Below are 15,218 nucleotides of genomic sequence, written 5' to 3'. Positions count from 1 at the left end.
GGTTACGAATGACAGGTCTTGAATTTCTTTTCCACTTTGCGATAAGTAGGCATGTCCACCTCCAGTTTTTCTCCCAGTTCAATCATGTCGAACAGCATTCCCTGTATCTCTGATTCGTGGCCTTTGGCAATGTCCTTCTGCATGGAGGCAGTGCTTTGGGGGTCTAGCTTGTCAATTACTTTCAGGTTGTATTCTATCGGGTCTTCGGGAAATATGATGCCCATGCGACGTCCCATTTCGCTACTTTCGCGCGACAGGCCGATAAAGGTATCGCGTTCTGCGCCGGGGTGCTGCAATGCGCCCATCGGTACGTCGTGATAAGCTCCTGTGCATGCCATGGCAGAGATGAAGGACCATTTGATGAAAGTGTCTCGGTTGATGTCATCCGATATGTCTGCTTTGATACCTGCATCTATCAGTATAGTTGCGATGGCTTTCAGGCGTTCGGGAGCTATGCCTTGTTCGGGGCGTGCTCCAAAGACAAGGCGGAATATCTTGCCCATTTGCGTGATTTCGCCTGTGCCGGATACGAAACCGACAATGTATATGCAGCCGTCGAGCACCGTTACACGTGGAACAAGTCGGCCGATGCGGGGACCGGTTCCATACACATTCAGGATAGGAATCACTAAAGTGTCTGGGTGCGAAGCGCGTTCCAGAACGTCCTGAATGGAGTCGATGGAATATCCCTTTACGCATACGAAGATGACGTCTGCTTGTCCGTCATATTCTTTGGCTGTACAGGCTTTTATGGGAAGGTAATGTTCGCCTTTTAAATCCGACTTCAAGTGAAGTCCTTTTTCGCGGATGGCTTCCAGGTGCTTGCCACGAGCAATGCATGTCACATCTTTTCCTGCTAAAGCAAGAAAACCGGCAATGCTGCCTCCAACGCCACCGGTTCCTATAATAAGAAAGTTAGGTTCGTTGTTTGTCATTTTGGGTATATGATTGATTAATGTTATGTTGGGCAGTTGTTAATGATATCTAACAATTGCCCAACAAGAGAATATCTTACACATTGAAGCGGAAGTGCATGATGTCGCCATCCTGCACCACATATTCCTTGCCTTCAATGCCCATCTTTCCGGCTTCCTTTACGGCTGCTTCCGAACCATAATGAATGTAATCTTCGTATTTGATGACTTCGGCACGGATAAAGCCTTTTTCAAAGTCGGTATGGATAACTCCGGCGCATTGGGGGGCTTTCCAGCCTTTGCGGTAAGTCCATGCCTTCACTTCCATTTCTCCGGCTGTGATGAATGTCTCTAAATCCAACAGCTTGTAGGCTGCTTTAATCAAACGGTTTACGCCTGATTCTTCCAAACCTACTTCCTGCAGGAACATCTGGCGGTCTTCGTATGTTTCCAGTTCTGCAATGTCGGCTTCTGTCTTGGCTGCTACGACCAGGATTTCTGCATTTTCTTCTTTTACCGCTTCGCGCACCATCTCGACATATTTGTTACCGTTGACTGCGCTCGCTTCGTCCACATTGCATACATACATCACCGGTTTGGAAGTCAACAAGAACAATTCTTTGGCAATCTTTTGTTCGTCTTTGCTTTCAAATTGTACGGTGCGGGCAGACTTGCCCTGCTCCAAGGCTTCTTTGTATTTGACAAGCACTTCGTATGTTTGCTTGGCCACCTTGTCACCACCCGTTTGTGCCTGTTTCTGCACTTTCTGGATGCGGCTTTCAATGGTCTCCAAGTCTTTCAGCTGGAGTTCGGTGTCGATGATTTCCTTATCGCGTACAGGGTCTACACTGCCGTCCACGTGGGTTACATTTTCATCGTCAAAGCAGCGGAGCACGTGCAGGATAGCGTCTGTCTCGCGGATATTGGCCAAGAATTTGTTTCCTAATCCTTCGCCTTTGCTGGCGCCTTTCACCAGTCCGGCTATGTCAACTATTTCCACTGTGGTGGGTACGATGCGTCCCGGATGGACCAGCTCGGCAAGCTTGGTCAAACGTTCGTCGGGTACGGTGATGACGCCTACATTGGGTTCGATGGTACAAAAAGGGAAGTTGGCTGCTTGAGCCTTTGCATTTGATAAGCAATTGAAAAGTGTCGACTTTCCTACGTTCGGAAGGCCGACAATGCCACATTGTAAAGCCATTGTTTTATATCTTAAGTATTTATTGTCTGTTCTTTTGTCTGCTTTCAGACGATTTGCAAAGATACGGATTTCTTTCATAAGTAGCGTAAGGTTTTAGCGTTTTTAATGTAATCGGCGGTTTTTGTTGATTGGAACGATTTATGGGGTGGTTCATATCCTTGCTTGGGAAGAATTGTACCATTTTTGTTTGGCAGGTCTTTTTTTTGTGTATTTTCGCCCTGTAATAATAAAAAATTAAGATTATGAAGAAGATTTTCAATGTATTTCTTATGTCCGTGTTCATCCTAGGTATAGGATATGGTGTGTATGATTCTTATAAGGTTGAATCAGTGTCTGATATTGCTTTGGCTAATATAGAGGCTTTGGCTGGTAATGAAAGTGGTAATTATGATTGTATTGCCCCATATACATATACGTGCGGTTATGAAGGGTCTATAAAACTTCCAGGCATTAAATATAAGAAATAACTAAGATTTTCCACCTTGCTTACAATATTTTGTAAGTAAGGTGTTTTTTATGTGCTGATTATTAGTGATATGGGTGCTTTTTATAGAAATATGAGAAAGATTATTCGTGGAGTTCTGTCGCTCTGCATTTGTTTTAGTGTCTTTTCTTGCGATGATAAGGTGGAAAACTCTATGGTGAATTTGTTTCAAGATCAGACAATGGCTTCTGTTGTGGCTTCACCGATTTCGACTGAAGAGTTTAGAACCCCTTATTTGATGGACTATAAGGATGGAATGCTTTTGTTGGGTGATATTCATCAGCCTAAGTTTATGTCGGTGTTTGACGGATTGAAGGGAACTTTCTTGGGTGACTTCGCTTCGCGTGGAATGGGCCCGGATGAATTTATTCATTTGGGGAATATTTCGCAAGTGGGTAATTCGCTTTGTTTGTGGGATGCCGGCAGGTCGTCATTGGTATTTGTAGAACAGGATGGAGGATCCCTTTCTTACCGGAGCGTTCAGATCAATGTGGACGATTCCTTGTCGGCGGCCTTTCAGGTGATACCTCTTCGTGAAGATGCTTTTTTGGCTTCGGGCATAGTGAAGGGACATCGCCTGGCCTTGCTTGACGGTAGGGGGCATGTTGTGAGTTTGTTTGGTCATTATCCGAAGGGTTATCGCCGTCAAAATACGGATGCCGAAAATGGTTTTATCTACCAAGGAACGATGGCTTATCAGGAAAAGAAAGGAGTCTTGGCGGTAGCTTGTGGTATGGGTGAGTCTATCTGTTTTTATGATATGAATAATGGCGGGCATTTGATAAAAGAATATAGTTTTGAACATCCTATTTACGAACTGACTGGAGATAATGTATCGCCTGTGGTCTTTCGGACAGACAACAAGACAGGTTTTGTCGATTTGAAATCTTCTACGAATTATTGTATCGGGCTTTTTTCCGGTGAAGAAAGAATAGGGCCTGAAGATTATGGAGGAAACAAATTGTTATTGTTTGCTTGGAATGGAGAGCCTGCGAAGATGATGCGGTTGGAGGGCAAATATACCAATATGGCTATAGACGAGGAAAGACGCAGAATCTTGTTGTTGGGAGTTGATTCGGATGGGGGAGGATATATGCTTTCCGAAGTGGAATTACCCAATTGAGTAATCCCTAAAAAGGGCAACCTTCACGGCTGCCCTTTCGTAGAGTTTTTATGAAAAGTGTTAGATTGTTAGAATAGATTTACTTATCCATAGTTACGGTCATTTCAGGTACTAGTATATATTCTTTCTTCTTAGAGTTCCATTTATAATATTCGGTAGTAATGCTCTTGTTTCCGTGAGTGTAGCGGATGCAGAGGGTGTTCTCCCAACAGTTCTTGTTGCTATTCCATTTCTGGGTTTCATCTTCGGTACGTTGTTGGTTTGCATCGTACTTATAGTTGTGCTTCATGTAATTGGTCAGCATATTACCGTCCATCTTGAAAACAGTTTCCGAAACAATTACTCCGTTTACTTCTTCTGTATTGTGAATCAGGTTGTCACCCGGATTTGCAGCGGAAATTGTAAGGCTGGCAATAAATAGCATTGCTACAGAGAGCATTCCTTTCAAAAAATTAATCTTCTTCATGATATTAGCGTGTTAGATTGTTACTTTCATATTGTTTCTAAAAGCGGTGCAAATGTACAAAAAGAAATTGAACAACCTAACAAATCTGCAATAAAAAGATAATATTTTTGCAAAATGTCACTGAATAAACAAATATTAATAATTTGAAGTTTTCGGTATGTAACAGAATATATCTAAGGGGGAGAAAAAGGGCCTCATGTATTTATTTTGAATAATAGGGGAGTAGCGGGGAAATGACAGTTGTTTATTTCTGTGTTATCGGGTTGGCGGTCTTTGGGGAGGAAGGGGATAAACAGGGGCTTGAGCGTACGATAATGATAGGCGGATAAAAAAGGAGACCAAACGAATGGTCTCCTTTAATATGTTGTGATATAGCGTATTGTCTGCTTATGTACTTTTGTTAATGTGCTTCCAGCCAATTATTTCCCCAGCCGCAGTCTGCCTTTAAAGGTACTTGCATCAGATAGGCTTTTTCCATTTCTTCCATTACAATCTGCTGTACTTTTTCCTTTTCTTCGGGCACAACGCTGAAGTTTAACTCATCATGCACCTGAAGTATCATTTTTGAGCGTATACTTTCAGATTGAAAGCGTTGGAATATCTTAATCATGGCTACCTTGATAATGTCGGCTGCACTTCCCTGAATGGGAGCGTTTATGGCATTTCGCTCAGCATATCCGCGTACTACGGCATTGCGTGAATTGATGTCCGGCAAGAAACGTTTACGGCCGAAGATGGTTTCGATGTAACCGTTGGCACGTGCTCGTTCGATACTTTTCTCCATATATTCCTTGATTTGCGGATAGGTCTCGAAATAGCCGTCTATCAGTTCTTTAGCTTCTTGGCGGGGAACATTCATGCGTTCTGCTAGTCCGAACACCGAGATGCCGTAGATAATACCGAAATTGGCGGTTTTGGCTTTACTGCGTTGTTCGCGCGTCACGTCTTCGATGGCTATTTTATATACTTTGGCGGCTGTGGCGGCATGGATGTCGTCTCCTTCGCGGAAGGCTTCTATCATATTTTTGTCACCGCTTAAGTGGGCCATGATGCGGAGCTCTATCTGAGAATAGTCGGCAGAGAAAAACTCGCATCCGTCTTCCGGGATGAATGCTTTGCGGATTTCTTTACCGTCTTCGTTGCGGATAGGGATATTTTGCAGGTTCGGGTTACTCGAACTGAGGCGCCCTGTGGCGGTTACCGTCTGGTTGAAAGACGTATGTATTTTGCCTGTTTCCGGATTAATAAGCAGGGGTAGGGCATCGATATAGGTTCCGAGTAGTTTCTTCAGTCCTCGATGTTCCAGAATCTTGCCCACTATTTCATGCTTTCCGCGCAGACTTTCCAATACTTCCTCACTGGTCACGTATTGGCCGGTCTTTGTTTTTTTCGCTTTTTCTACGATGTGTAACTTGTCAAACAAGACTTCTCCCACTTGTTTGGGCGATGCAATGTTGAAGTCTGTCCCTGCCAACCGGTGCACTTCTTCTTCTATTTGATTCATGCGGGCTGTGAAATGCTCCGAGGTTTGTTTCAGTGCTTCCGTGTCTACACGCACGCCATTTCTTTCCATATAGGCAAGGACGGGTACTAGGGGCATCTCTATTTCGTAGAAGAGTTTTTCGGCTCCTTGCTCTTTCAGTTCCTTCTCTAGTGCATGCTTTAGCTTTAAGGTGACATCGGCATCCTCGCACGCGTACTTATATATAGCTTCGGGAGGGAGGTCACGCATATTCTTTTGGCTTTTGCCTTTAGGTCCGATGAGCTCTTCTATATGAATCGTCTGATAATGCAGATAGATTTCTGCCAGATAGTCCATGTTATGGCGCAGTTCGGGTTGCAGCACGTAGTGTGCTACCATGGTGTCGAACAGCGGACCGCAAACTTCCACTCCGTAGTTGCTTAGCACCAACATATCGTACTTGATATTTTGTCCCACTTTCAGTGCTCCTGCTTTTTCAAATACCGGTCGGAACTCATTAACAATTTTTTGTGCTTCTTCTTGTTCGGCGGGAATGGGAACATAGAAAGCTTGGTTTTCGGCGTAGCTGAAACTCATTCCTACCAGTTTGGCGGTGATAGGGTCGGTTCCTGTTGTTTCCGTGTCTAGACTGAAAGTTTCTTTTGTAAGTAACTTTTGTATTAAATCGACTCTTTTCTCTTCTGTATCAACGAGTTGATAGTCGTATTTTAAGTTTTCTAAACATGCGAGATTTGAATAATTTCCGCTTCCTGTATTCTCGTCTTCAAATTCTGCAAAGAGATTGCCTTGCGATGAAGCCTGTGAAGATGACGAAGGGCTCGGCTGGTCAAATAACGAAGGTTGGTCACCGAAAAGTGAGCCTTGTGCATTGCCGTGTGACTTTGAAGCCGCACTTGCCGAAGCCGTTTTCTTTTCACGGTTAAAAACGCGGTCGATGAGTGTGCGGAATTCCATTTCCTCAAAAATCTTCCGAAGTTCTTCTTCGTTGGGTTCTTCACGTTTCAGCTCGTCCATGTTCAGCGCAATGGGAACGTCGATTTTAATGGTCGCCAGAAATTTGGAGAACTCAATCATTTTTCGATTAGTTTCCACCTTTGTCTTCAGTGCGCCTTTCAACTCATCGGTGTGGGAGAGGAGGTTCTCAATGCTTCCATATTGGGCGATGAGTTTTTGTGCCGTCTTTTCTCCCACGCCCGGACAGCCGGGGATGTTGTCGGATGAGTCACCCATTAATCCCAGCATATCGATGACTTGGGCCGGCGACTGGATATCAAACTTCGCTTTTACCTGTTCTATCCCCATTACCTCAAATTCTTTGTCACCATATTTGGGACGGTACATAAACACATAATCACTCACCAGTTGGCCATAATCCTTGTCGGGAGTCATCATATAAGTTGTGATGCCGCGCCGTCCGGCTTCGGTAGCCAATGTACCGATTACATCATCGGCTTCATAACCTGAAACCTCAAGAATGGGAATGCGGTAAGCGCGGATAATGTCCTTTATAATAGGTGCGGACAAACGGATTGCCTCCGGCGTTTCTTCGCGCTGGGCCTTGTATTGTTCGTATGCTTCGTGGCGGAAAGTAGGTCCGGCAGGGTCGAATGCTACACCAATGTGTGTCGGGTTTTCTTTTTTCAATACATCCTCCAGCGTATTGACAAAGCCGAGTACGGCTGAAGTGTTGAAACCCTTGGAGTTAATACGCGGGCTTTTGATGAAAGCGTAGTATGCGCGATATATCAATGCATAAGCATCCAGCAGAAAAAGTTTGTCCATTCTTAAAAATCTTTAGTTTTTTCATGGTAAAAGTACAAAAAAATACCGTATTCCGCGTTTTATTACTACTTTTGTGCTCAAATTAACCTGTATGGAGAAGTTACAGCAAATCAAATTGCCTATTATTAAGGAGTTTGAAGAGTTCAAATCCTTGTTTGACGCTTCGCTCCAAAGCTCCAATCCTTTACTTAGTGAGGTGCTGACCTATATTAAGCAGAGGAATGGCAAGATGATGCGTCCTATCCTGACGTTGCTGATGGCCAAATTATTCGGTGAAATCAATCATTCTACACTTCATGCCGCTCTTTCGCTGGAGTTGCTTCACACGGCAAGTCTGGTGCATGACGATGTGGTGGACGAAAGCGATAAGCGACGCGGGCAGTCGTCGGTGAATGCTATCTATAATAATAAGGTATCTGTATTGGTGGGAGACTATATGTTGGCTACCAGTCTGAAGCATTCTGCCATGACGGGTTCTATCCGTATTGTTGATTTGGTGGCACGGCTGGGGCAAAATCTTGCAGAAGGTGAGATTATCCAGTTGACCAATATCAATGCTTCCGAGTTTTCCGAAGAAGTTTATTATGATGTGATTCGTAAGAAGACAGCCGCTCTCTTTACAGCCAGTGCCGAAGCCGGGGCTGTAGCGGTCGACTCTTCCGATGAAATGGTGAAAAATGCACGGTTGTTTGGTGAGATGATTGGGATTGCTTTCCAGATTAAGGATGATATCTTCGATTATTATTCTCCCGATGAGATAGGCAAGCCGACCGGCAATGATATGCATGAGGGTAAGTTGACATTACCGGCATTGCATGTTCTGAATACTTTGGGGGATGAGCGGATGTGCCAATTGGCGCTTCGCATTAAATCCTTGGACGCCACAGATGCAGAAATATCCCTTTTCATCGATTATGTGAAGAAGAATGGCGGTATAGAGTATGCTAAACAGGTGATGGTGGACTATCGTAATAAAGCATTGGAGTTGCTTCCTTCCACAGCCGACACAGGCATTAAAGATGCTTTGACTGCTTATATTGATTACGTGATAGAACGGGAAAAATAGCCCTCACCTCAAGCTGGAATAGGGAATTGCTTCAAGCGTTTTTTAGATGGACAGGTAATTTAATTTCCGAAGGGAGACTTTCTCAAAACAATAGGGACACTTTATGAAAACAATGGAAACAACTTTCCCAAACAATGCCCATTGTTTGGGGGTATGATGGTGTCGTTAAAAGCAAGAGAAAAAGCCGTATCATTACTCGCGACAGAGTTTGATACGGCTCTTTTAAGTTTGGTAGTTACAATCTGTAACTTTTCGGAAGGGGCATTTTTGTTTCGACACATTTACCCTCATCGATAATGGTGGCGTATGCGGCTCTTAGAAGAACTTGGTTTCCTGACCGACAATCTCGGAAAGGAGCAGATTGGCCAGGCGGCTTGTTCCCAAACGGAATAATTCATTGGTCAACCATTCTTTACCCAATATTTCTTTTACGATGGTGTAGTATACCAGTGCATCGTGCACGGTATTGATACCTCCTGCAGGTTTGAAGCCGACCTTTCTGCCCGTAGCCATATAATATTCTTTGATGGCTTCGCACATCACATAGGCCGCTTCGGGAGTGGCGGCAGGATTCTCTTTGCCGGTAGAGGTCTTGATGAAGTCTGCACCCGAATACATCGATAAAATGGATGCCTTCTTAATGTTGGAAGCATTTCCGAGTGCTCCTGTTTCCAGAATTACTTTCAAATGCTTGTCTCCGCATACTGCTTTTAATTCTTCGATTTCATCGCACATTCCTTCGTAGTCACCTGTCAGGAACTTACCGACCGAGATGACAATGTCTATTTCGTCTGCACCGCTATGAATAGCCATGGCTGTTTCTGCTACTTTCACTTCAATGAATGTCTGTGAAGAGGGAAATCCCCCCGATACACAGGCAATGTTTACCTTGTCGGCTTCCAGCGTATCATTTACTATCTCTGCCATATTGGGGTAAACACAAATGGCGGCTACATTGTCCAAATCGGGATATTTATCAACGAAATCGTTCACCTTCTCGGTAAATTTCATCACACTTTCTTCCGAGTCGGTACACTTTAACGTGGTGAGGTCAATGCAATGGAAGAGGAATTTCTTAACTTCCGGTGTATTGTTTTCAGCCAGATACTCTTCGATGAAATGGGCTACTTTTGCTTTTACATCTTCATCATTCAGATGGGTGTTGTATTTGGCAAGTGCTTCCATATACTTGTCATGAGCGTCTTCGTGTCCGTGGTCATGTTCGTGACCGTGGCTACAATCGTGGTTATGTTCCATAATTTTTTATAATTTGGGGTTGTTTTTATGTCTGTCCTTGTCTCGGTTTGTTTTCTTTTCGAGATTCCGATGAAAGGCTTCCGTCAGGTCTACACCTGTCTGGTTGGCGAGGCAGAGAAGCACCCAAAGCACATCGGCCATTTCGTCTGCAAGGTTACATTTTTCACCTTCCTTGAAGGATTGGTCACCATATTTACGTGCCATGATGCGGGCCAGCTCACCCACTTCTTCAGTCAGTACGGCCATATTGGTCAGTTCGCTGAAGTAGCGCACACCGTATGTCTTAATCCAGCGGTCTACTTCTTTCTGTGCTTCTTCCAGTGTCATATTATTCTTTGTTTTTTGAGTCCATACATATAGTAACAGGGCCGTTGTTCAGAAGTTCAACTTTCATGTCGGCTCCGAATTCTCCTGTGCCTACTTCACGTCCAAGGGCGATGCTGAGTTCGTTGCAGAAGTATTCATATAAAGGAATGGCTGTTTCAGGCCGTGCCGCACGGATGTAAGAGGGGCGATTGCCTTTCTTATAGGATGCGAATAAAGTAAATTGGCTGATAACCAATATGTTACCTTCAGCCTCGAGGATGGACTTATTCATTACTCCATTTTCATCATCAAACACTCTCAGACCAATAACCTTTTTGCATAGCCAGTCTGCATCTTCCTGATTGTCAGCTTCTTCAATGCCTACCAATATCATTAATCCTTCTTCTATGGCCGACTTGCAGACCCCATCGATGGTGACGGATGCATGGCTTACTCGTTGTATAACTATTCTCATATTTTATTTTTTATCGTTTCTTGCAGGTAGTATAGATGCAAAGGTAGAAAATCCCTTTTATTCTGTAAGGCTTTCTTTGATATTTTTAGCGGCGGCTTCGCCCACTACGGCAGCTATTTCTTCTAGTGTGGCTTTTTTAATGCGTGCCACGCTCTTAAACGTTTTTAGAAGGGCGGATTTACGCTTCTCGCCGATTCCCGGAATACTGTCCAAAGCAGAGGCTACCTGACTCTTGCTCCGTTTGTCACGATGGAAAGTGATGGCGAACCGATGTACTTCGTCTTGTATATTCTCTAGAAGATGAAATAACGGTGTACTTTGTTTAATGCCGATGGTAAGTGGAGGAAATCCGTAAAGCAGTTCCGAGGTGCGGTGTCTGCGGTCTTTGGCAAGTCCGGCAATGGGAATATTCAGATGAAGTTCGTCTTCAATCACTTCACGAACGACCTCCATTTGCCCCTTTCCACCGTCAGTAATGATGAGGTCGGGCAGGGGAGAACCTTCCTCGACGGCACGAGTATAGCGGCGTCGGACAACTTCCTTCATGGAGGCATAATCATCGGGGCCTTCTACCGTTTTAATATTAAACTTGCGATAGTCCTGTTTGCTGGGCTTACCCATTTTGAACACCACACAGGCGGCTACGGCATCCGAGCCTTGGATATTGGAGTTATCGAAACATTCGATGTGGACAGGCATTTTCTCCATGTGCAGTTGGTCTTGTATTTCTTTCAGGATGCGCACTTTCTTTTGCTCGGGATTCAGCTTGTCCGCTTGTTTCAGACGGTCTACTTTATATTGCTTTACATTCATGACGGAAAGGTCGAGCAAGTGTTTCTTCTCACCTCTTTGGGGAATGGTGAAAGTTACATTGTTCATCTCCATATCCACCTCGAAAGGAACAATAATCTCGCGTGAAGTACTGTTGTATCGTTCCCTCATTTCCACTATTCCCAATTGCAAAAGTTCTTCTTTGGTTTCATTCAAACGCTTTTTATATTCGAATGTGAAGGCTTGGTTTATGCAACCGTTGGTGATGTGGAGGTAATTGATGTAAGCTGAGTTTTCATCCATTTCAATGGAAAATACATCGACATTATGAATGATGGAATTGACAACCTCACTTTTGGAACGATAGGTCTCGATGAGGTCGTATTTTTCCTTTATCTTTTGCGCTTCTTCAAACTTCATTTCAGAAGCCAAAGCTTGCATCTCCTCCATGAGCAGGTCGCTCACAATTTGTGTATCACCTTTTAAAATTTCCTTGATTTCACTGATGTCTTTCAGGTAATCTTCGTGAGACTGGCGTCCTATGCACGGTCCCTTGCAATTCTTTATATGATACTCCAGACAGACATCAAACTTTCCGGCGTTGATATTCTCCGGGGTGAGGTTCAGTTTGCAGGTACGGATAGGATAGAGCTTTTTAATCAAATCGAGTACGGCATACATCGATGGAACATGACTATACGGGCCGTAATAACTGGAGCCGTTGCGTATAATCTTACGTGTCTTGAAGATGCGGGGAAAGTATTCGTTGCTTACGCAGATAGAAGGGTAGGTCTTGTCATCCTTCAGCATCACATTGTAACGCGGACGGTATTTCTTGATTAGGTTATTTTCGAGTAAGAGAGCATCCTCCTCCGTTTTCACTACGATATAACGGATATCTGCAATCTTGCTGACCAACACTCGGGTCTTTCCGTTAGGGTGTTCTCTGTTGAAATAAGAAGAGACTCTACGTTTTAAGTTCTTTGCCTTTCCAACGTAAATAATGGTTCCTTCAGCATTCAGATATTGATAAATGCCGGGGCTTTCGGGAAGATTGAGAACAATTCCTCTCAGATATTCATTGGTGCTAATCTCTTCTTTTTTCTCCATATTGTTACAATGTTATTGTCTTGGGCTAAAGACGGATTTCATACGTCTATTCCAAAGGTTTATATACTATCTTTGGCTGTAGCGGTAATGTTTGGTTATTCGCAGCTATTCGCGAATACATTATTCGGAATATGGGGTTGTGTCAAAATGTGGATAATACTGTCGTTTAGTTCGTAGGGGCCAGGTTCGCTCGCCCGAAAACAGTTTGCTTTGTGTCTTCGGGCAGGCAACCCCTGCCTCTACAGTTGACGATTGGATAGGCCATTTTAGTTTTGACACACCTCCAAAGTACATTTTTCGACTGCAGGCGAAGTTATAATTGCAGCAGTGTATCCACAGTGATATCTGCAGGGAATGCTTTTCTTCCGTTCAGCTCTTTTAATTCTATAATGAAATTGATATATGTTTTCTTGGCACCGCACTTCTGCACTAAGCGGTGAGTGGCTGCCATTGTTCCGCCTGTAGCCAATAAATCGTCGTGCAGCAAAACAACATCGTCTTCACTGATAGCATCCTTGTGTATTTGGATGGTGTCGGTTCCGTATTCTTTAGCGTATGTTTCCTCCAATACTTCAGCGGGGAGCTTGCCCGGTTTACGTGCCATTACAAAACCTGCGCCTAAACGTGCGGCCAAAGCACCACCCATGATGAAGCCTCGCGATTCGATACCCACCACTTTGGTGATGCCTTTGTCCTTGTACATCTCATACAATGTGTCCAACATTTCTTGCATGCACTCGGCACTCTTGAACAGCGTAGTGACATCATAGAATAAAATACCCGGGATAGGAAAATCAGGTATTTCTCTTAAATTAGCTAATAGCGTTTCTTTGCTCATAACCAGCGTTTTATTGTTTAATAATTAAATAACTTGTTTCACGTGAAACATTGCCTCTTTATCTTCCGAGAAGCACCAGCAGGACATTGATATCGCTGGGCGAGATTCCCGGGATACGGCTGGCTTGCGCTAATGTTTCAGGGTCTATCTTTATTAATTTCTGACGAGCCTCGGTAGAGAGCGAGTTCAGCGAATTATAATCAAACTTACCTTTTATGCGGATAGCTTCCAGACGGTGAATCTTGTCGGCTATCATCCGTTCACGGTCGATATATCCCTGATACTTGATAAGTACTTCGGCTGCTTCGATTATCTCTTCTTTGCGGTCGGTTATATTGTTCAGCATTTCTTTGAACGCGGGGATATGTTCGGCGATGCTTTCTATCGTTACTTGTGGACGGTTTATTAAATCTATTAATTTGCATCCGTGGGTGAGGCGGGCAGTTCCCAGGCTTTCCAAAGCGTCATTGATGAGTGCTGCTTTGATAGAGAACTTCTTGGTAAAATCAATGATGGAGTTTACAGCTTCACGCTTGCTGCACAGATGCTCATAGCGGTCTTGTTTGACAAGGCCCAGCTTATATGCCCGCTCGGTCAGGCGCATGTCAGCATCATCCTGACGGAGCAGGATGCGATATTCGGCGCGTGAGGTAAACATACGGTAAGGCTCGTCAACACCTTTTGTCACGAGGTCGTCAATCAAGACACCGATGTAAGCTTCGTCTCGTGCCAAGGTGAATGGCTCTCCACCGTGGCAGTTGATATGTGCATTGATGCCGGCAATGATACCTTGCCCTCCGGCTTCTTCGTAACCGGTTGTTCCATTCACTTGTCCGGCAAGGAACAAGTTTTTGATTACTTTCGATTCCAACGTATGTTGCAGTTGGGTAGGATCGAAATAATCATATTCGATGGCATAGCCGGGGCGGTAAACAACCAAATCTTTGAAAGCAGGTACCTTCTTCAATGCGGCTAGTTGGATATCCATTGGCAGGGAAGAGGAGAAACCATTGAGGTAAAGTTCCTGTGTCGTTTCGCCTTCAGGTTCCAAGAAGAGCTGATGCTGTTCTTTATCCGGGAAGGTTACGATTTTTGTTTCTATACTGGGGCAATAGCGGGGACCGATACTCTGAATTTGTCCGTTGAAAAGGGGAGAGTCGGGGAGTCCTTCACGCAGAATCTTGTGCACTTCTTCATTCGTAAAGCAAGTCCAGCATTGCAGTTGTTTAAGTTTGCGCGGCTCACTCATGAAAGAGAAGCGATGGAAGTCATTTTCTCCATCTTGTGTTTCCATCAGTTCATAGTGTACGCTGCGACCGTCAATACGAACAGGAGTACCGGTTTTCATTCGTCCGGCAGTGATACCGTGGCGAGTGATAGACTCGGTCAAATGGTAAGAAGCTGGTTCGGCGATTCGTCCTCCCGCCAACTTCTTATGGCCGATATGCATCAGCCCGTTCAGAAAAGTTCCTGCGGTCAGCACGATACATTTTGCATGGAATGTAACTCCCCAACAAGTGACCAGTCCGGTTACTTCACCATTTTCGACTATCAACTCCTCTACTGTATCTTGCCAGATATGCAGATTGGGTGTGTTCTCTAATATTTCACGCCATGCCCAGATAAATTTACCACGGTCGCACTGCGCACGCGGGCTCCACATGGCAGGCCCTTTTGAGCGGTTGAGCATGCGGAACTGGATAGCAGTGCGGTCGGTTACAATTCCCATGTATCCTCCGAGTGCATCTATCTCTCTTACGATTTGTCCTTTTGCGATGCCTCCCACAGCCGGGTTACAGCTCATTTGCCCAATCTTATTCATGTCCATAGTGATAAGGCAAGTCTTTGAACCCAGGTTCGCTGCGGCAGCGGCTGCTTCACAACCGGCATGTCCGGCACCAATTACAATTACGTCGTACTTAAAATCCATTGATTTATTTCT

The 15,218-nt window shown here is 44.4% G+C and carries 13 protein-coding genes; 3 read left to right on the top strand and 10 right to left on the bottom strand.

What is annotated here, in order from left to right; all coding sequences use genetic code 11:
* Positions 1–2: 2 nt before the first annotated feature.
* Both QYT14_RS11645 and ychF read right to left on the bottom strand, forming a co-directional pair.
* Positions 3–935, bottom strand: coding sequence for a ketopantoate reductase family protein (locus tag QYT14_RS11645; RefSeq protein WP_288325472.1), 933 nt, complete (start codon positions 933–935; stop codon positions 3–5).
* A gap of 76 nt (positions 936–1,011) precedes the next feature.
* On the bottom strand, positions 1,012–2,115 hold the full coding sequence (gene ychF, locus QYT14_RS11640; RefSeq protein ID WP_288325496.1) for a redox-regulated ATPase YchF: 1,104 nt from the start codon (positions 2,113–2,115) through the stop codon (positions 1,012–1,014).
* Between the two features lie 242 nt (positions 2,116–2,357).
* Between ychF and QYT14_RS11635 the strand changes: the two genes are divergently transcribed.
* Positions 2,358–2,582 (top strand): NVEALA domain-containing protein, encoded by a 225-nt coding sequence (locus QYT14_RS11635; protein WP_288325473.1) that lies wholly within the window; start codon positions 2,358–2,360, stop codon positions 2,580–2,582.
* A gap of 90 nt (positions 2,583–2,672) precedes the next feature.
* Positions 2,673–3,722 carry a BF3164 family lipoprotein gene (locus QYT14_RS11630; protein WP_288325474.1) on the top strand — a complete coding sequence of 350 codons (1,050 nt, stop codon included), beginning with the start codon at positions 2,673–2,675 and terminating at the stop codon, positions 3,720–3,722.
* 79 nt (positions 3,723–3,801) lie between these two features.
* Here QYT14_RS11630 and QYT14_RS11625 read toward each other — a convergent pair whose 3' ends face one another.
* Positions 3,802–4,188, bottom strand: a complete 387-nt coding sequence (locus QYT14_RS11625) for a DUF3836 domain-containing protein (protein WP_237040085.1) — start codon at positions 4,186–4,188, stop codon at positions 3,802–3,804.
* Positions 4,189–4,588: 400 nt separating this feature from the next.
* Positions 4,589–7,453 carry a DNA polymerase I gene (gene polA / locus QYT14_RS11620; protein ID WP_288325475.1) on the bottom strand — a complete coding sequence of 955 codons (2,865 nt, stop codon included), beginning with the start codon at positions 7,451–7,453 and terminating at the stop codon, positions 4,589–4,591.
* Between the two features lie 91 nt (positions 7,454–7,544).
* On the opposite strand from polA, the gene QYT14_RS11615 reads away from it, so the two are divergent.
* Positions 7,545–8,519: a polyprenyl synthetase family protein gene (locus QYT14_RS11615; protein ID WP_288325476.1), complete on the top strand. Its 975-nt coding sequence runs from the start codon at positions 7,545–7,547 to the stop codon at positions 8,517–8,519.
* A gap of 315 nt (positions 8,520–8,834) precedes the next feature.
* On the opposite strand, the gene deoC is transcribed toward QYT14_RS11615, so the two are convergent.
* The 6 genes from deoC to mnmG form a co-directional block, all read right to left on the bottom strand.
* Positions 8,835–9,776: a deoxyribose-phosphate aldolase gene (deoC, locus tag QYT14_RS11610; RefSeq protein ID WP_288325477.1), complete on the bottom strand. Its 942-nt coding sequence runs from the start codon at positions 9,774–9,776 to the stop codon at positions 8,835–8,837.
* Positions 9,777–9,782: 6 nt separating this feature from the next.
* Positions 9,783–10,103 carry a nucleotide pyrophosphohydrolase gene (locus tag QYT14_RS11605; protein ID WP_005945269.1) on the bottom strand — a complete coding sequence of 107 codons (321 nt, stop codon included), beginning with the start codon at positions 10,101–10,103 and terminating at the stop codon, positions 9,783–9,785.
* A 1-nt stretch (position 10,104) separates the two neighbouring features.
* Positions 10,105–10,557: a D-aminoacyl-tRNA deacylase gene (gene dtd, locus QYT14_RS11600; RefSeq protein ID WP_288325478.1), complete on the bottom strand. Its 453-nt coding sequence runs from the start codon at positions 10,555–10,557 to the stop codon at positions 10,105–10,107.
* A gap of 57 nt (positions 10,558–10,614) precedes the next feature.
* The gene (gene uvrC / locus QYT14_RS11595; protein WP_237040080.1) at positions 10,615–12,438 is read right to left on the bottom strand and encodes an excinuclease ABC subunit UvrC; all 1,824 of its coding nucleotides are present in this window, start codon (positions 12,436–12,438) and stop codon (positions 10,615–10,617) included.
* Between the two features lie 313 nt (positions 12,439–12,751).
* Positions 12,752–13,276, bottom strand: a complete 525-nt coding sequence (locus QYT14_RS11590; protein ID WP_237040079.1) for an adenine phosphoribosyltransferase — start codon at positions 13,274–13,276, stop codon at positions 12,752–12,754.
* Positions 13,277–13,334: 58 nt separating this feature from the next.
* The gene (mnmG, locus tag QYT14_RS11585; RefSeq protein WP_237040078.1) at positions 13,335–15,206 is read right to left on the bottom strand and encodes a tRNA uridine-5-carboxymethylaminomethyl(34) synthesis enzyme MnmG; all 1,872 of its coding nucleotides are present in this window, start codon (positions 15,204–15,206) and stop codon (positions 13,335–13,337) included.
* Positions 15,207–15,218 lie beyond the last annotated feature (12 nt).

Origin of the sequence: uncultured Phocaeicola sp. (assembly GCF_948499155.1) — a bacterium.
Lineage (GTDB): Bacteria > Bacteroidota > Bacteroidia > Bacteroidales > Bacteroidaceae > Phocaeicola > Phocaeicola faecalis.
This window is presented reverse-complemented; position numbering and strand designations above follow the sequence as displayed.